This window comes from Nakamurella deserti, assembly GCF_003260015.1.
GTDB classification, from domain to species: Bacteria; Actinomycetota; Actinomycetes; order Mycobacteriales; family Nakamurellaceae; genus Nakamurella; species Nakamurella deserti.
On the sequence record NZ_QCXS01000002.1, the window covers coordinates 353,236 to 370,961 of the forward strand.

General features: G+C 73.0%; 15 protein-coding genes. 14 read left to right on the forward strand and 1 reads right to left on the reverse strand.

Annotated elements, in window-relative coordinates:
* The first annotated feature begins 49 nt into the window (after positions 1–49).
* Together DB033_RS01795 and mmsB are read left to right on the forward strand one after the other, a co-directional pair.
* Positions 50–1,063, forward strand: coding sequence for a zinc-binding metallopeptidase family protein (locus tag DB033_RS01795; protein ID WP_111765193.1), 1,014 nt, complete (start codon positions 50–52; stop codon positions 1,061–1,063).
* 154 nt (positions 1,064–1,217) lie between these two features.
* Positions 1,218–2,102 (forward strand): 3-hydroxyisobutyrate dehydrogenase, encoded by an 885-nt coding sequence (gene mmsB, locus DB033_RS01800; protein ID WP_111765194.1) that lies wholly within the window; start codon positions 1,218–1,220, stop codon positions 2,100–2,102.
* Positions 2,103–2,115: 13 nt separating this feature from the next.
* Here the strand turns inward: mmsB and DB033_RS01805 are convergent, their stop codons facing one another.
* Complete coding sequence (locus DB033_RS01805; RefSeq protein WP_111765195.1) at positions 2,116–3,396, reverse strand: MFS transporter; 1,281 nt, start codon at positions 3,394–3,396, stop codon at positions 2,116–2,118.
* Between the two features lie 138 nt (positions 3,397–3,534).
* Here DB033_RS01805 and DB033_RS01810 point away from each other — a divergent pair, with 138 nt between their 5' ends.
* The 12 genes from DB033_RS01810 (at position 3,535) to DB033_RS01865 (ending at position 17,431) form a co-directional block, all read left to right on the forward strand.
* Positions 3,535–4,959 (forward strand): replication-associated recombination protein A, encoded by a 1,425-nt coding sequence (locus DB033_RS01810; protein WP_111765196.1) that lies wholly within the window; start codon positions 3,535–3,537, stop codon positions 4,957–4,959.
* Positions 4,956–5,924, forward strand: a complete 969-nt coding sequence (locus tag DB033_RS01815; protein WP_111765197.1) for a quinone oxidoreductase family protein — start codon at positions 4,956–4,958, stop codon at positions 5,922–5,924. Before DB033_RS01810 ends, DB033_RS01815 begins: the two co-directional genes overlap by 4 nt.
* 123 nt (positions 5,925–6,047) lie before the next feature.
* Complete coding sequence (locus DB033_RS01820; protein WP_205843604.1) at positions 6,048–7,484, forward strand: sensor histidine kinase; 1,437 nt, start codon at positions 6,048–6,050, stop codon at positions 7,482–7,484.
* Positions 7,477–8,175, forward strand: coding sequence for a response regulator (locus tag DB033_RS01825; RefSeq protein WP_111765198.1), 699 nt, complete (start codon positions 7,477–7,479; stop codon positions 8,173–8,175). Before DB033_RS01820 ends, DB033_RS01825 begins: the two co-directional genes overlap by 8 nt.
* A gap of 492 nt (positions 8,176–8,667) precedes the next feature.
* Positions 8,668–9,561 carry an ABC transporter ATP-binding protein gene (locus DB033_RS01830; RefSeq protein ID WP_111765199.1) on the forward strand — a complete coding sequence of 298 codons (894 nt, stop codon included), beginning with the start codon at positions 8,668–8,670 and terminating at the stop codon, positions 9,559–9,561.
* A 68-nt stretch (positions 9,562–9,629) separates the two neighbouring features.
* Positions 9,630–10,706, forward strand: coding sequence for an ABC transporter permease (locus tag DB033_RS01835; protein WP_420814040.1), 1,077 nt, complete (start codon positions 9,630–9,632; stop codon positions 10,704–10,706).
* A gap of 435 nt (positions 10,707–11,141) precedes the next feature.
* Positions 11,142–11,537, forward strand: coding sequence for a DUF948 domain-containing protein (locus tag DB033_RS01840; RefSeq protein ID WP_111765201.1), 396 nt, complete (start codon positions 11,142–11,144; stop codon positions 11,535–11,537).
* The gene (locus tag DB033_RS01845) at positions 11,537–11,869 is read left to right on the forward strand and encodes a hypothetical protein (RefSeq protein WP_205843605.1); all 333 of its coding nucleotides are present in this window, start codon (positions 11,537–11,539) and stop codon (positions 11,867–11,869) included. Before DB033_RS01840 ends, DB033_RS01845 begins: the two co-directional genes overlap by 1 nt.
* A gap of 253 nt (positions 11,870–12,122) precedes the next feature.
* Positions 12,123–14,789, forward strand: coding sequence for an alanine--tRNA ligase (gene alaS / locus DB033_RS01850; RefSeq protein WP_111765202.1), 2,667 nt, complete (start codon positions 12,123–12,125; stop codon positions 14,787–14,789).
* A gap of 50 nt (positions 14,790–14,839) precedes the next feature.
* Positions 14,840–15,256: a Holliday junction resolvase RuvX gene (gene ruvX, locus DB033_RS01855; protein WP_240615685.1), complete on the forward strand. Its 417-nt coding sequence runs from the start codon at positions 14,840–14,842 to the stop codon at positions 15,254–15,256.
* On the forward strand, positions 15,253–16,593 hold the full coding sequence (gene mltG / locus DB033_RS01860; RefSeq protein WP_111765204.1) for an endolytic transglycosylase MltG: 1,341 nt from the start codon (positions 15,253–15,255) through the stop codon (positions 16,591–16,593). Before ruvX ends, mltG begins: the two co-directional genes overlap by 4 nt.
* Positions 16,580–17,431: a shikimate dehydrogenase gene (locus DB033_RS01865; protein ID WP_111765205.1), complete on the forward strand. Its 852-nt coding sequence runs from the start codon at positions 16,580–16,582 to the stop codon at positions 17,429–17,431. The genes mltG and DB033_RS01865 overlap by 14 nt, the downstream gene beginning before the upstream one ends.
* Positions 17,432–17,726 lie beyond the last annotated feature (295 nt).

A 17,726-nucleotide genomic window follows, 5' to 3' on the forward strand; every position in this document is an offset into this window, starting at 1 on the left:
GGTACCGGCTGCGCAGCCCATCGGCGTCACCTGTGGAGGAACCACCCTCATGCGCGATTTCGCGTGCCCGAACTGCGGCCAGCGACTGGCCTTCGAGAACTCGCTGTGCCTGTCCTGCCGGTCGGCGGTCGGGTTCGACCCGGCACTGATGGCGTTCGTGGTGGTCGGCCCCGACGGGGTCGTGCAGGACCCGAACCCGCCGCGGCGGATGTGCGCGAACCTGCACCGGTCGGCCTGCAACTGGGTGGTCGCCGACGCCGACGGCAACGAGCTGTGCCTGTCCGACCGGTTGACCCGGACCCTGCCGCCGCACGACGACACCGAGGCGATGGCGGCCTACGCCGACGCCGAGCAGGCCAAGCGGCGGCTGATGGTGGAGCTGCTCGAGCTGGGGCTGCCCGTCGTCGGACGCGACGAGGACCCGGAGAACGGGCTGGCGTTCGACCTCAAGTCCAGTCGCGACGAGCAGGTCCTCACCGGTCACGCCAACGGGCTCATCACGCTCAACCTCGCCGAGGGTGACGACGTGCACCGCGAGCAGCTGCGGATCTCGATGGGCGAGCCGTACCGGACCGTGCTCGGCCACTTCCGGCACGAGATCGGCCACTACTTCTTCTTCACGCTCATCGGCACCGGACCGCTACGGGCCGACTTCGAGGAGCTGTTCGGCGATCCGGACGCCTCCTACCAGGACGCGCTGGACCGGCACTACTCCGAGGGTGCGCCGGCCGGCTGGGAGTCCGACTACGTCTCCTCCTACGCCACCATGCACCCGGCGGAGGACTGGGCAGAGAGCTTCGCCCACTACCTGCACATCCGCGACACCGTCGACACCGCAGCCGCCTTCGGCTTCGCGCCGTCGGGTGCCGCCCTCGACCGCAACCTCCCCGGCGAGGCCGGCTTCGACCGGTTGATCCAGCTGTGGCTGCCGCTGTCGTGGTCGCTGAACATGATCAACCGCTCGATGGGCCACAAGGACCTGTATCCCTTCGTCCTGCCGCCGAAGGTGCTCACCAAGATGAAGCTGGTGCACCGCGCGGTCGAGGCGGTTCCCGCTTCCTGAGTCCCATGTTCTGCCGCGGCGGTCGACCCTCGGGTCGGCCGCCGTCGCTGTGTCCGCACGGCGAGCGGCGGTGGCCGGCGGGCCGGTGAGGGGCGTGGGCGGTCGTGGGGGTTCCCGGGCTGCGTTCCGGCCGTCCCGCGCCTACGGTGGATCCATGGCAACGATCGCCTGGGTGGGACTCGGACACATGGGCGCGCCGATGACGGCGCGGCTGGTCGCCGCGGGACACGAGGTCCGTGGGCACGACCTCGACGCCGAGGCGGTCCGCGTCGCGGTGGCCGGTGGGGTGGTCGCGCCCGGTTCGCTGGCCGCCGCCCTGGACGGCGCCGACGTCCTGATCACCATGCTGCAGCGGGGGTCCCAGGTGCGGGCGGTGCTCGCCGAGGCGCTGCCGCTGCTGCCGCCGGGCACGCTGGTCATCGACTCCTCGACCATCGCCATCGACGACGCCCGCGAGCTGCACCGGACGGTCGCCGAGGCGGGCCTGCCCTTCCTCGACGCCCCGGTCAGCGGCGGCGTCCCGGGGGCGACCGCGGGCACCCTCACGTTCATGGTGGGCGGCGCGGCGGCGGATCTGGAGCGGGCCCGGCCGGTCCTGGAGCCGATGGCCGGGCGGATCTTCCACATCGGCCCGGGCGGGTCGGGCCAGGCCGCCAAGATCGTGAACAACCTGATGTTGGGCATCACCCTGGCCGCGACGTGCGAGGGTGCCGTGCTCGCCGACCGGCTCGGGCTCGATCACCGCGTCTTCCAGCAGATGGCCAGCGTCTCGTCGGGCGACAGCTGGGCGCTGCGCACCTGGTACCCGATGCCCGGCGTGCTCGAGACCGCCGCGGTGAACCGGGATTTCGACGGCGGCTTCGTCGTGGACCTGATGGCCAAGGATCTCGGGTTGGCGCTGGCGGCCGGGGCCGCGACCGGCACCGGTCTGCCCTTCACCGCCGAGGTGGCCGCCGGTCTGCAGAGGCTGCGGGACGCGGGGCTGGGCGGGAAGGACAGCTCGGTGTTCGTCAAGCTGGTGGACGGCTCGCTCGACTGAGCCGGCCGCGCCCTCAGTCGGCGGTGGCCTCCGCGAGCGCGGTGGCGTCGGCGGAAGTCCTCGGTGCGGCGTCGTGGGCGGTGGCGGCGTCGGCCGGGGCCAGCTGCCGGGCGAAGCCGACGGCCACCCCGGCCGCCACCACGAACCCGGCCGCCCCGAACCAGAACGCGGCGGCCGGCGCGAGGTGCTCGGCCAGCTTGGTGGCGACGAACGGCGCGATCGCGCCGCCCATGAACCGGACGAAGCTGTACCCCGCCGAGGCGATCGGCCGGTCGACCGGCGCGATGACCATGACGGTCTGGGTGACCAGTGTGTTGGCGCAGCCGGAGAACAGCCCGGACACGACCACGCAGGTGGCCAGCGTGGCGGGGGAGTCCACGCCCAGCGCCATCACCACGAGGATCACCGTCAGCGCCCCCATGATGACGGCGAGGCTGCGGTGGGTGCCGAGCCGGCGCTGGGCGATCGGCGCGACCCACACCGACGACACGGCCACCAGCACGCCCCAGCCGAAGAACACCCAGCCCAGGGCCAGTGCGCTCATCTCCATTGGATAGGGCGCGTAGGCGAGCAGGGTGAAGAAGCCGACGTTGTAGAAGAACGCCACGACCGCGATGACCGCCAGCCCCGGGTGCCGCAGCGCCCGGAACGGCTCCAGCAGCCCGTACCGGCGGGTGGGGGCGGCCACGTCGCCGAGCAGTACGACGGTGGCGACGAACGCCAGCGCCATCAGCACCGCGACGCCGAAGAACGGTCCGCGCCAGGAGATGTCGCCGAGCAGCCCGCCGACCAGCGGGCCGGTGGCGATGCCGATGCCCAGTGCGGACTCGTACAGGATGATGGCGCCACCGATCCCGCCGCTGGCCGCACCGACGATCACCGCCAGCGCGGTGCCGACGAACAGCGCGTTGCCCAGACCCCAGCCGGCCCGGAACCCGACGATCGCGCCGATGGTGTCCGACGACCCGGCCAGCGCACTGAACACCACGACCATCGCCAGACCGGCGAGCAGCGTGCGCTTGGGTCCGAGGCGGCTGGACACCCACCCGCTGAACACCATCGCGAACGCCATGATGAACAGGTAGGAGGTGAACAACAGCGAGATCTGCGACGGCGTCGCGCCGAGGTCCTCGCGCAACGTGGGCAGGATCGGGTCGACGAGCCCGATGCCCATGAAGGCGATGACACAGGCGAAGGCGACGGCCCAGACCGACTTCGGCTGGTGCAGCAGGCCGGTTTTCGCGGGAGCGGAGGGAGTGGTGGGGGTGGTGGAGTGCGTGGTCACGACGGACAATTTAGCACTGCTAACGATCGTCGTCACGCCGTCGACCGTGGCGCCGCTCACGGTCGCGGGTACGGTCTGTGGCGCGGTGCGCGCGGCGCCGCGGGTGGCACGACGGACGCCGGGACGACGGCAGCGGGGGAGGCGACCATGAGCGACGACGGACTCTTCGCCGACCCGACGCAGCCCGCCGCCGGGGTCTTCACGACGACGCCGACCGCGACGGCGCCGCGGTTCGACGCCAACGCCCCGCTGGCGGCCCGGATGCGGCCCCGTACCCTCGACGAGGTCATCGGTCAGCAGCACCTGCTCGGCCCCGGCGCGCCGCTGCGGCGGCTCGTGCACGGCGGCGCGCCGTCGTCGATGCTGCTGTACGGCCCACCCGGCACCGGCAAGACCACGCTGGCGACCCTCGTCGCGGGGGCCACCGGGCGGCGGTTCGCGCAGCTGTCGGCGATCGCCGCCGGGGTCAAGGAGGTCCGCGGCGTCATCGAGCAGGCGCGGTACACGCTGCGCAGCACCGGTGAGCAGACCGTGCTGTTCATCGACGAGGTGCACCGCTTCAACAAGGCGCAGCAGGACTCGCTGCTCGGTGCCGTCGAGGACCGCACCGTCATCCTCATCGGGGCGACCACCGAGAACCCGTTCTTCTCGGTGGTGTCGCCGCTGCTGTCCCGTTCGCTCATCCTGCAGCTGCAACCGCTCACCGACGACGACATCGTCGGGGTCCTGACCCGCGCGGTGACCGACGACCGCGGGCTGGCCGGCCGGGTGACGCTCGCCGACGAGGCGCGCGCCCACCTCGTCGCGCTGTCCGGCGGCGACGCGCGACGCTCGCTGACCGCGCTCGAGGCCGCCGCCGACTCCGTGCTGGACGAACACCCCCGGGCGACCCGGGAGGAGCCGGCCGCGGTCGATCTCGCCGCCGTCGAGCGGGCCGTCAACCGGGCCGCCGTCCGCTACGACAAGTCCGGCGACCAGCACTACGACATCATCAGCGCGTTCATCAAGTCGATGCGCGGCTCCGACGTGGATGCGGCGCTGCACTACCTGGCGCGGATGATCGAGGCCGGCGAGGACCCGCGCTTCATCGCCCGCCGGCTGATGGTGCACGCCAGCGAGGACGTCGGGATGGCCGACCCGACCGCGCTGCAGACCGCCGTCGCCGCCGGACAGGTCGTGCAGATGGTCGGGATGCCGGAGGCGAAGCTGGCACTGGCCCAGGCCACCATCCACATCGCCACCGCACCGAAATCCGGCGCGGTGACCTCCGCGCTGGGTGCGGCGATGGGCGACGTGCAGGCGGGCAGGAGCGGATCGGTGCCGCCGCACCTGCGCGACGGGCACTATCCGGGAGCGGCGAAGCTCGGCAACGCGCAGACCTACGTGTTCCCGCACGCGCTGCCCGACGCCATCGCCACCCAGCAGTACCCGCCGGACGAACTCGTCGGGCGCGACTACTACGAGCCGACCGGCCGGGGCGCCGAACGCGCCCTGGCCGAGCGGGTGCCGCGGCTGCGCCGGGCGGTCCGCGGGCAACCCGGGAACACCACGACGGAAGGATGCAACGCATGACGACCTACAGGGCGATCCGTGTCGAGCAGACCGGCGGTCCCGAGGTGCTCCGGCTCGCCGAGCTCGAACCCGCGCCGCTGGGGCCGGGGCAGGCCCGGGTGCGGATCGCCGCCGCCGGGGTCAACTTCATCGACATCTACCACCGGGACGGCAGCTACCCCCGCAAACTCCCGTTCACCGCCGGCCTCGAGGGCGCCGGCACCGTCGTGGAGGTCGCCGACGGGGTCACCGAGGTCACCGTGGGCGACCGGGTCGCCTGGGAGAACCTGCCCGGCTCCTACGCGGCGGAACTCGTCGGCGAGGCGGCCAAGCTGATCCCGGTGCCCGACGACGTGAGCGACCTCGACGCGGCCGCCTTCCCGCTGCAGGGCCTCACCGTCCAGTACCTCACCACCAGTTCGTACGCGCTGCGGGCGGGCGACGACGTCCTCGTGCACGCCGGGGCGGGCGGGGTCGGGCAGCTGCTCATCCAGGTCGCGTCGCGGCTGGGTGCGCGGGTCGTCGCCACGGCCTCCACGCCCGAGAAGCGGCAGCTGTGCACGGACGCCGGGGCCGCCGACGTCATCGGGTACGAGGGCTTCGACGAGGTGGCGCGCGATCTCACCGGCGGGCAGGGCGTCCACGCCGTCTACGACGGCGTCGGCAAGGACACCTTCGACCGCTCGATGAACGCGCTGCGGATCCGCGGGTCGATGGTGCTGTTCGGTGCCGCCAGCGGTCAGCCCGCGCCCGTCGATCCGCGGCGGCTGGCGGCGAAGTCGCTGTTCCTCACCCGACCCAAGCTCGCCGACCACGTCCTCACCCGGGACGAGCTGCTGATGCGGGCGGCCGACGTGCTGGGCCGGATCGCCACCGGCGAGCTCGCGCTGCGGATCGGTGGCCGGTACGACCTCGCGGACGCCGCCCGGGCGCACGAGGACCTGGCCGGGCGCCGCACCACCGGGAAGTTGCTGCTCATCCCCTGAGCCGACGCCCGACGCCCGGCCGGCCGGTGGTCGCCGCAGGCCGGTCCGCCCCGCCCCGCGGCGGAGTTCCGGTCGCCCGCGGGACGGATCCGGCCGGGCGGCACCGGCCGATACCGTGGGGCGGTGCTGACCGAACGCGTGCGGGGCTGGTGGCGACGCATCGTCGTGCCCGGCTGGGTGCGGCCGCGGCCGACCGCCGCCCAGCGACGCACCGACGTCCTGCTGGTGGTGCTGTTCTTCGTGGTCGCGCCGTTCAGCGCGGTGGTGGCGGACAGCCTGGCGTCCGCGTTCGGCCGGACGCTGCCCGACTGGCGCTGGCAGGCGCTGTGGATCGTCGCGCTGGGGCTGCCGCTGATGTGGCGCCGGCGGTTCCCGATCAGCTCGATGCTGGTGGTCGCGGCGGTGTTCCTGCTGTCCCAGTGGGCCGGGTTCCCGGACAACCTGGCGGCGTCGGTCGCGCTGTTCTGGTCGCTGTACTCCGTCGGGGCGTGGTCGCGGCACCGGGTGGCCGCGTTCTGGGCGCGGGTGTTCGTGGTGGCCGGCATGTTCGTGTTCATCGCCGTCAGCTTCGTGCTGGCCGGCGCCGACGTGCTGCCCGACAACCCGCAGACCCAGCCCGGGCCGCTCTCGGCGTACGCGGCCACCGTGCTCAACAGCGTGCTCGCCAACGTCGTGTACTTCGCCGCCAGCACCTACTTCGGCACGGTGTCGTGGACGTCGGCGCGGCGGGAGAGTCAGCTCGCCGACCAGGCCGCGGCGCTGGAGGCGGCCCAGCGGGAGAACGCGGAGCGCGCGGTCACCCGCGAGCGGCTGCACATCGCCCGGGAGCTGCACGACGTCGTCGCCCACCACGTCTCCGTGATGGGCGTGCAGGCCAGCGCGGCGCGGCGGGTGCTGGGCCGCAGTCCCGAGCTCGCCAGCGATGCGCTCAGCGCGGTGGAGAACACCGCACGGGTCGCGATCACCGAGCTGCGCGCGCTGCTCGGGGTGCTGCGCGACGAGGCGCCGACGGACGAGCTGACGCCGGGCGGCGCCGGCACCGCCCTAGGGCCCGCGGGCGAGAGCCTGCACGCCGCACCCGGGGTGGAGCAGATCCCGGCGCTGGTCGGCCAGGCGGAGGGGGCCGGGCTGCAGATCCGGTTCGGGGTGTTCGGCACCCCACGGCCGGTGCCGGCGGGAGTGTCGTTGTCGTTGTTCCGGATCGTGCAGGAGGCGCTGACCAACGTGCTCAAGCACGCGTCGGCGACGAACGTCGAGGTGCGGTTGCGCTACCGCGACGTCTCGGTGGAGGTGGAGATCACCGACGACGGGCTGGGCGCGGCCGGCCGGACCGCCCGGCCGGGAGCGGCGCCCGGCTACGGTCTGGTGGGCATGCGCGAGCGGGTCGCAGTGCACGGGGGCGAGCTGGTGACGGGGCCGCGGGACACCGGTGGCTTCCGGGTCCGGGCGGATCTGCCCACCGACGTGAGCCGCCGCGGGGGCGAGCGGGGAGTGGGGGCCGCCCCCGGCGGGAGGCCCCCGACGGAGCACGACGAGCGGATCGAGGCGTTCCATGAGTGACCCCCTGCGGGTGGTGATCGTCGACGACCACGAGCTGGTGCGCGCCGGCTTCCGCATCATCCTGGACGCCGAGGACGACATCGACGTCGTCGGGCAGGCCGCCGACGGCGCCGCCGGGGTGACGGTGGTGGGCGAGCTGACGCCGGACGTGGTCCTGATGGACGTGCAGATGCCCGGGATGGACGGCATCGAGGCGACCCGGCAGATCCTCGCCGGGAAGGCCGTCGCCTCCGGGGCGCGGTGCGGCCCGGCGGTGATCATCCTGACCACCTTCGACCGTGACGACTACCTGTTCGCGGCGCTGCGGGCCGGCGCCAGCGGCTTCCTGCTGAAGAACTCGAGCCCCGAGGACCTCATCGAGGCCATCCACGTCGTCGGCCGCGGCGATGCGCTCCTGGCGCCGGAGATCACCCGCCGGGTGATCGAGCGGTTCGTGGCCGCCCCGGCGGCGCAGCCCTCGATGCGGCCGGGGGCCGCCGCGCAGCTCGCCGAGCTGACCGAACGCGAACACGAGGTGCTCGTCCGGCTGGCCGGTGGCGCGTCCAACGCCGAGATCGCCGGCCAGCTGTTCCTCGGTGAGGCGACGGTGAAGACCCACGTGTCGCGGGTGCTGATGAAACTCGGTCTGCGGGACCGGACACAGGCCGTCGTGTTCGCCTACGAGAACGGGGTGGTGCGGCCGAGGGTCTGAGGCGTGCGAGCGGCGGTCCGGGCGCAGCCCGGAGATCGCGCGCACGCGACACCGGGAACGGTGCGACACGGCACCCCGCGGCGACGCGCGGACCGCAGCGGTGGTGACCGAGCGGTCCATCCGAGACCCGCGAGCTGTCCGCCCCTTTCGCCCACTCCGGGACCCGTCGACGGCCGCGATGCCCACCGGGACCATCGAGATCCTGGGTGACCCGGGTCCGGAGCCGCGCGCCTCCAGGCGGCCGTCCGGCGTCGGGCCGCTCCTGACGTTCCACTGGCTCAGGGCGCCCGGGCTGCGCCCGCGGGGCCCGGCGGGCCGCCCGCCGGCGGCGCGGTCTCATCCCCGTGACGGACCCGACCACACCGCTCGGCGGACCCGCGCCCTCGGCTCCGCGGCGGATGCCCACGGGTGTCACCGCTGCCTAGCGTCGACAGGGACAGCGTTGACCACGGACGGCCGCGTCATCCAGCCGTCGGGACGAGAGGTGGGACCGTGCTGGAACTCCGATCCGTCAGCCGCCGGTTCGGCGACCGGACGGTGGTGGACGACGTGTCGTTCACCGTCGGCCCGGGACGACTGACCGGCTTCGTCGGCGCCAACGGCGCCGGCAAGACCACCACCATGCGCATCGTGCTCGGTGTGCTGGCCGCCGACCGCGGTGAGGTGCACTGGCAGGGCCGACCGATCACGACGGGGGAGCGCCGCCGCTTCGGCTACATGCCGGAGGAGCGCGGGCTGTACCCGAAGATGAAGGTGGCCGACCAGATCACCTACTTCGGTCAGCTGCACGGGATGTCCCGCCGGGACGCCGCCGCCTCGACGTCCGCACTGCTGGAACAGCTCTCGCTCGACGACCGCAGCAACGACACCCTGGAGTCGCTGTCGCTGGGCAACCAGCAACGCGCCCAGATCGCCGCCGCCCTGGTCCACGACCCGATCGCGCTGATCCTCGACGAGCCGTTCTCCGGGCTGGACCCCCTCGCGGTGGACACCGTGGTCAGCGTGTTGCGCGAGCGGGCCGCCCGCGGTGTGCCGGTGCTGTTCTCCAGCCATCAGCTCGACGTGGTCGAGCGGCTCTGCGACGACGTCGTCGTGATCGCCGGCGGCCGGGTCGCCGCCGCCGGCGAGCGCGACCAGTTGCGGCACGCCCACGCCGGACTGCGCTACCGCCTCACCGTCGACCCGGACGCCGGCTGGCTGCGCGACTGGGCCGCCGCCAACGGAATGCGCGTCGTGGACATCGACGGACCCCGCGCGGTGATCGAGCTGAGCCGTCCCGACCTCGAGCAGCCGCTGCTCACCGAGGCGCTGCGCCGCGGACCGGTCCGTGAGTTCGCCCCCGTCGTCCCCACCCTGTCGCAGATCTTCCGGGAGGTCATCCGATGAGCACGTCCACGCTCGACAAGGCCGCGGCCCCGCCCACCGCCACCGGCACCTCCGAGTGGCAGGCCACCATGCTGGTCGCCAAGCGCGAGATGCGGGTCAAGCTGCGTGACCGGGCCTTCCTCATCGGCAGCCTGTTCACGCTCGTGATCGTGGCGGCGGCGACGATCCTGCCGTCGTTCTTCTCCGGCGGGGCCACCACCGTCGCCGCGGTCGGGGACGCCGCCCAGCGTGCGGCAGCCACCGCCGGTGCCGAGGTCACCGTCGCCGCCACCCCGGACGCCGCCGAAGCGCTCGTCCGCGACGGCAGCGTCGACGCCGCCCTCATCCCCGACACCGCCGGCACGTCGCCGTTCGGGGTCAGCATCGTCGCCCTCGAGGAGGCGCCGACCGATCTGGTCACCAGCCTGTCGCTGCCGACCCCGGTCCAGCTGCTCGAGCCGTCGTCGGTCGACCCGGCGCTGGCGTTCCTGATCCCGTTCGCCTTCGCCATCATCTTCTTCATGACGTCCCTGACGTTCGGGCTGTCCATCGCCCAGAGCGTGGTGGAGGAGAAGCAGACCCGCATCGTCGAGATCCTGGTCGCCGCCATCCCGGTGCGGGCCCTGCTGGCCGGCAAGGTCCTGGGCAACACCGTCCTCGCCGTCGGGCAGATCGTGCTGATCGTCGCCGCCGCGCTCGTCGGGATGCGGATCAGCGGCACCGACCTGTTCTCCGGCGACGTGCTGGCCCAGCTGAGCGAGGCGATCCTGTGGTTCGTGCCGTTCTTCCTGCTCGGATTCCTGCTGCTGGCCGGGTTGTGGGCGGTCGCCGGCGCCCTGGTCAGCCGCATCGAGGACCTCGGCTCCGCGACCACGCCGGTGCAGCTGCTGGTGATGCTGCCGTTCTTCGGCGTCATCTACGGCAGCTCGCAGCCGACGCTGATGACCTGGCTGTCGTACGTGCCGTTCTCGGCCCCCACCGCGATGCCGGTGCGCATCTTCAACGGGGAGGTCGGCGTCGTCGAACCGCTGATCTCACTGGCCGTCCTGGCCGCCACCGCCACCGTGGTGGTGCTGCTCGCCGCCCGTCTCTACCAGGGCTCGGTGCTGCGGACCAACGGCAAGACCTCCTACGCCCAGGCCTGGAAGTTCCGCGAGAAGGTCTGACCCGTCAGGACCCGCGCGGCCGGCAGTCCGGACACCTACTCCGTCCCGACACCGACACCGACACCGACTCCGTCCCGACACCGACACCGACTCCGTCCCGACACCGACTCCGTCCCGACCCCGACTCCGTCCCGACCCCGACTCCGTCCCGACACCCACGGGCAGTCCCGACCCCGACGGGCACCGCCACACCGGCGCGCAGCCCACACCGACCGACGTCGCGACCCGATCGGCGTCCCACCGCCCGGACGGCCCACCCGGCCGTCCGGGCGGTGTCGCGTTCCGCGCCCGGATTCCGCTTCCGTGAGCGGAGCGGCCGCCCACCGGCCCGCCGCTCCGCTTCCCCGCCGGTGGCGCCGGGTAGTCTTCTGCGTGCCCGGCGACCCTTGCCGGCAGCGGAGTGATCCGTTCATCTCGGCCGGCAAGGAGACACCTATGACGGTGGGAGAAATTGCCCTCCTCGTTATCGCGGGCGTATTTCTGATCCTGGCGGTCGTCGCCGTCCTCACGCTGATCAAGGTCGGCAAGACCATGGACGCGGCCCGTGAGGCCATCGCGAACACCCAGACCGACACCCGCCCCGTGCTGCGCAAGGCCGACGCCACCCTCGGGCTGGTCAACACCAACCTCAAGCACATCACCGGGGTCACCAACGCCGCGAGCGCCATCACCGGCAACGTCTCGGGTCTGGTCAGCATCGTCGCAGCGACCCTCGGCGGTCCCGCCGTCCGGGCCGCCTCGTTCACCTACGGCGTCCGCAAGGCCCTCTCGGCCCGCAGCGCCAAGGCCGTGAAGAAGGCGCAGAAGAACGCCAAGAGGCTGAGCCGCTGATGCGCCGCACCTTCTACCTCGCCGTCGGCGCCGCCCTGGGCGTGGCCGCCACCCGCCGCACCCGCCGCGCCAAGGAGCAGGCGATGGCCGCGTTGACCCCGACCTCGGTCGCCGGCAACGTCGCCGACGCCATCGCCGAGCTGGGCAACGCGGTCGGCTCCTTCGCCGCCGACGTCAGGGCCGGCATGGAGGAGCGCGAGTCCCAGTTGGTCGCCGTCATCGACGAAGCCACCGGCGTCGTGGTCCGCACGCCACCGGAGCTCGCCGGTCCGGCCCGGCCGCTGGCCGAGGCCGCCGACCGCTGGAGTCCCCGCCGGCGCAAGCGCACCTGACCCGGCGCTCCGGCGGCACCCGCGGAGGCGCCGTCGGACGACAGCCCCGTCACGGGCGCCCCGCGTGGCCGAGATGCCCGACCCGCCCCGACCGGGTCCGTGCCACGTCGCGGACCTCGGCTCCCGGCGCCCGGTCCCACCGGGTTCGCGACCAGCCGCCCGCACGAGGGATCATGGACGACGGCCGTCGTCCAGCCGCCGGCCGTGCACCACCCGATTCCGCAGCACGCACCACACGAGCGAGGACCCACGCATGCAGACCCTGGAGATCCAACGCCGCTTCCTGGAGTACTTCCAGCGCAACGGACACACCGTGGTGCCGTCGGCCTCGCTGATCAGCCAGGACCCCACCGTCCTGTTCACCATCGCCGGGATGGCCCCGTTCAAGCCGTACTTCCTCGGCCAGCAGACCCCGCCGTGGCCGCGCGCCACCAGCGTGCAGAAGGTGCTGCGGACGCTGGACATCGAGAACGTCGGGCAGACCACCCGGCACTGCACGTTCTTCCAGATGGCCGGCAACTTCTCCTTCGGCGACTACTTCAAGGCCGGCGCGATCACGCACGCCTGGACGCTGATCACCAGCTCCGTCGAGGACGGCGGGCTCGGCTTCGACCCGGAGCGCATCTGGGTGACCGTCTACAAGAACGACGACGAGGCCATCCGGCTGTGGGAGGAGATCGCCGGGCTGCCCGCCGAGCGGATCCAGCGCCGCGGCGGCGAGGACAACTACTGGGACATGGGCGTCCCCGGCCCCGGCGGCCCCTGCTCGGAGATCTACTACGACCGAGGCCCGGAATACGGCCTCCCCGGCGGCCCGGTGGCCGACGAGGACCGCTACATCGAGATCTGGAATCTCGTCTTCATGCAGGACGTCCGCGGGGAGGACAGCCCCAAGTACGACTTCCCGCCGGTCGGCTCGCTGCCGGAGAAGAACATCGACACCGGCATGGGCGTCGAGCGCGTCGCGTTCCTGCTGCAGGGCGTGGACAACGTCTACGAGACCGACCTGATGCGTCCGTTCATCGCGACCGCGGAGCAGCTGTCCGGCCGTACCTACGGCGAGAACCACACCGACGACGTCCGGTTCCGGGTCATCGCCGACCACGTCCGGTCCGCGGCGCTGGTCATCGCCGACGGGGTCACCCCCAGCAACGAGGGCCGCGGCTACGTGCTGCGCCGGCTGATCCGCCGGGTCATCCGGTCCATCCGCCTGCTCGGCGTGACCGAACCCGTGATGGCCACGCTCCTCACCCAGGTCCGCGACCTGCTGGGACCGATCTACACCGACCTGGCCACCGACTTCGACCGCATCCTGCGGGTCGCGGTCGCCGAGGAGGACAGCTTCCGCAAGACGCTGGAGTCCGGGTCGAAGCTGTTCACCGACGCCGCCGCGCAGACCACCGCGGCCGGCAGCAGCGCGGTCAGCGGCTCGACCGCCTTCGCCCTGCACGACACCTACGGCTTCCCGCTCGACCTGACGCTGGAGATGGCCGACGAGGTCGGTCTGAGCGTGGACGTCGCCGGCTTCAAGCGGCTGATGGACGAGCAGAAAGCCCGTGCCCGCGCCGACGCCAAGGCCCGCAAGGGCGGGTTCGCCGACCAGCACGTCTACCGGGAACTGCTCGAGCTCGGCGCCACCGAGTTCACCGGCTACGACGAGCTGACCAGCGAGGGAACCATCCGCGGCCTCATCGCCGACGGTGAGCGGATTCCCGCCGCGAAGGCGGGGGACATCGTGGAGGTGGTCCTGGACCGCACCTCGCTCTACGCCGAGGCCGGCGGCCAGGACTCCGACGCGGGTCAGATCCTCGGCTCCGGGCTGTCCGCCGAGGTGCTCGACGTGCAGAAGATCGCCCGCAAGCTCTGGGTGCACCAGGTCCGCGTCACCGAGGGCGAGCTGACCGAGGGTGCCTCGGTGATCACCGCCGTCGACGCCGCCAACCGGGCGCGCGCCAACCAGGCGCACTCGGCCACCCACCTGGTCAACGCCGCCCTGCGTGAACTCCTCGGCCCGGACGCCCTGCAGGCCGGCTCGTACAACAAGCCCGGCTACCTGCGGCTGGACTTCACCTGGTCCGGCGGGCTGTCCGGGTCCGCCAGGGCCGAGATCGAGGCCGCGGCGAACCGGGCCATCACCGACAACCTCGCGGTCACCACGTCGCTGTCCACCGTGGCCGAGGCCAAGGCCCGCGGGGCGGTCGCGTTGTTCGGCGAGGTCTACGGCGACGTCGTCCGCGTGGTGGAGATCGGCGGCCCGTGGTCGCTGGAACTCTGCGGTGGCACCCACGTCGCCCGCTCGTCGGAGGTCGGCAGCCTGGTGCTCCTCGGGGAGTCCAGCGTCGGTTCCGGGGTGCGACGGGTCGAGAGCTACGTCGGGTTCGACGCGTTCAACCACCTCGCCGCCGAGCGCGCGCTGCTGGAGAACCTCACCGGCCTGCTCAAGGTGCCGTCCAAGGAACTGCCGAGCCGGGTCGCCGGGCTCGTCGAGCGGCTGAAGACCGCGGAGAAGGAGCTCGCCGCGATGCGGGCGGCCGCGGTGCTGTCGTCGGCGGGTTCGCTCGTCGACGGCGCCCAGCGCCTCGGCGACGTCGAGCTGGTCGCCGCGGCGCTGCCGTCCGGCACCTCCGCCGGGGACCTGCGTGCGCTGGCCGGCGACGTGAAGGGCCGCCTCGGCGGCCGCCCGGCGGTGGTGGCGCTCTTCGGTGAGGTGGACGGCACCGTGCCCTTCGTCGTCGCCGTCACCGACGCCGCCCTGGCCACCGGACTCAAGGCCGGTGAGCTGGTCAAGGCGTTCCTGCCCGACATCCAGGGCCGCGGTGGTGGCCGCCCCGAGCTCGCCCAGGGCTCGGGAACGAACGCCGCGGGCACAGACGACGCCCTCGCGTCACTGCGCGTCACCCTCGGTGGATCGAACGGGTGAGGTCGGTCTCAGACGACACACCGCCGGCGCCCGCAGGGGTGCGATTGGGGGTGGACGTGGGTAGCGTGCGGGTCGGTGTCGCGATCAGCGACCCGCACGGGATCCTCGCCACCCCGGTCGGCACGTTCGCCCGGGACGGTCGTTCGGCGGCCGTGCTCGACAGGATCGCTGCCCTGGTGGACGAGAACAACGTCGTGGAGGTCGTCGTGGGGCTACCCCGATCGCTCTCCGGACGCGAAGGTCCCGCCGAGACCGCCGCACGCGATTTCGTCCGTCGTCTGCAGCCGCGCATCGCCGTCCCCATCGTCTTCGTCGACGAACGGTTCACCTCGGTCACCGCGAACCGCATCCTCGCCGAGCGCGGTGTGCGCGGCCGCAAGGCCAGGGCGACGGTCGACCAGGTGGCGGCGGTGCAGATCCTCCAGCAGCACCTCGACATCCGGCGGAGCCGGGGCGACGCGGGGTGAAGGACTCACTCGGACTGTTCGGGCACACCGACGATCCGGACGGTCGCGGCTCGGGGGGAACCGACCACACCGGTGAATACGACATGGCGGAGCTGCGCGCCGCGCTCCGGACGTCCCGCACCGACCAGGCGACCCTCCCGCGCGAGCCGACCCGGGAGCGGCGGGCCCTGCGGCTGGCCGACGAGAACCGGCGGCGACGGCGACGCCGCTCGTCGCTGGTCGCGGTGATCGTGCTGCTCCTCATCGCCGGGGGCACGTTCTTCCTGGTCCGGACCTGGTCGACCGAGGAGGTCGTGCCGCCTGCGGACTTCGTCGGCGCCGGCACCACCGAGACCGTGGTCCGGGTCAACGCCAACGACGGCTCGCGCCAGATCGGCACCGCCCTCTTCGACGCCAAAGTGGTGGCCAGCGTCGAGGCGTTCGTCGCCGACGCCGACGGCGACGACGGGATGCGGGGCATCCAACCCGGCTACTACAAGGTGCGGCAGGGTGCGTCGGCGTCCGCCGCGGTCGCGGCCCTGCTCGACGACCAGAACCGGGTGGGCCGGATCGACCTCATCCCGGGCGTCACCCTGGCCGACACCCGCACCCCCACCGGTGAGACGGCGTCGCCCGGGTACGTCACCCAGATCACCCAGGCCGCCTGCGTCCCGCTCAACGGCGTCGCCGACTGCTTCACCACCGACGAGCTGTGGCAGCAGATCCGCACCGCCGATGTCGCCTCGATGGGCCTCGTCGACTGGGCGGTCCAGCGGGTCGCGGCCAATCCCGACCTGGACCATCGTCTCGAAGGCATGATCGCCCCCGGCGTCTACAACATCCCGCCGACCGACGACCCCGCCGTGGTGCTCCGGTACCTGCTCGGCGCCTCCGCGGTGTACTGGAACACCAGCGGCATCTCGACGCAGGCCGCCGGCGCCAACGGCGACGACCCGTACGAGCTGGCCGTCATCGCCTCCCTCATCGAACGGGAGGCGATCACCGGCGACATGGGCAAGGTCAGCCGGGTCATCCAGAACCGGCTCGGGGTGCCCATGCGGCTGCAGCTGGACTCGACGGTCAACTACGCCAGGAACGAGTCGCAGATCGCCACCACCGAGGCGGACCGCCTCGACGCGGGCAGCCCGTACAACACCTACGCGCACGAGGGGCTGCCACCCACCCCGATCGGCGGGATCGGACCGGACGCGTTGGCCGCCGCCCTCCGTCCCGCCGACGGTGACTGGTTGTACTTCGTCAAGGTCAACCCCAAGACCGGCCAGTCCTGCTTCAGCGCGACCCTCGAAGCACACAACGCATGCGTGGAACAGGCCCGGGCGGCTGGTGTCTTCGGCTGATCCGCGGCGCGCGGCGGTCCTGGGATCCCCGGTCGGTCACTCGCTCTCACCCGTCCTGCACCGCGCCGCCTACGCCGCGCTGGGGCTGACCGGATGGACCTACGACGCCATCGACATCGGCGCCGACGGCGCGCTGCTGCCCGACATCGTGCGGCGCAGCGGGACCGGGTGGGCCGGCTTCAGCGTGACCATGCCCGGCAAACCGGGGGCGGCGGCCATCGCCGACGACCGCAGTACCCGGGTCCGACGGCTCGGGGTGGCCAACACCCTCGTCCGGCACGACGGCGGCTGGGCCGCGGAGAACACCGACGTCGACGGTGTGGCCGGCGCACTCACCGCCGCCGGCGCGACCGGACTGCGACGGGGCCTGATCATCGGAGCCGGCGGCACCGGCATGGCGGCGCTGCTCGCCCTGTCCGAGCTCGGCGTCACCGACCTCGTCGTGGCGGGCCGCCGCGAGAGCAGCACCGCCGCCGCCCTGGAACTCGCGCATGCGCTCGGGCTCGGAGCCCGGCACGCCGCGCTCGATCCGGACGGCATCGCCGCGGTCGCCGCCGAGGTCGACGTCGCCGTGGCCACCGCGCCGGCCGGTGCGCTGGACGCACTGGCCGCACCGCTGGCCGGCGTTCCGGTGCTGTTCGACGCGATCTACCACCCCTGGCCGACCGCGCTGGCCGCCGCGGGTGCCGCCGGCCGCATCACGGTCACCGGGCTGGACATGCTGCTGCACCAGGCGTTCCGTCAGGTCGAGCTGATGACCGGCCGGGCGGCTCCGCGGGCGGCGATGCGGGACGCGTTGATCGCCGCCGCCGGCGCGACGCTGCCGCTGCCGTACTGACGCACGTCGAATCCGCGCGGTGACCGCGCCCCGACGCCGCCGCCGTGACCCGGCCGCTGCGACGCCGCCGCTGCGACCGCGTCGCCGCGACCGCGTCGCCGTGGACCGCGATGCGCCCGCCGCGCGGTCCGGGCCACCGCACGCGTCGCGGCTCGCCGCGAGGACGTCGGTGCGCGGCCGGCCAGGCCGGCCCCGGGAGCCCTAGCCGGGCTGGTCGCCCCCGGGTCGGTCCCGGTCCGGAGCCGTGCGGAACGGTGCCTCGCACCGAGGTGGGGACAGGTCCGTCGCTGCGCGC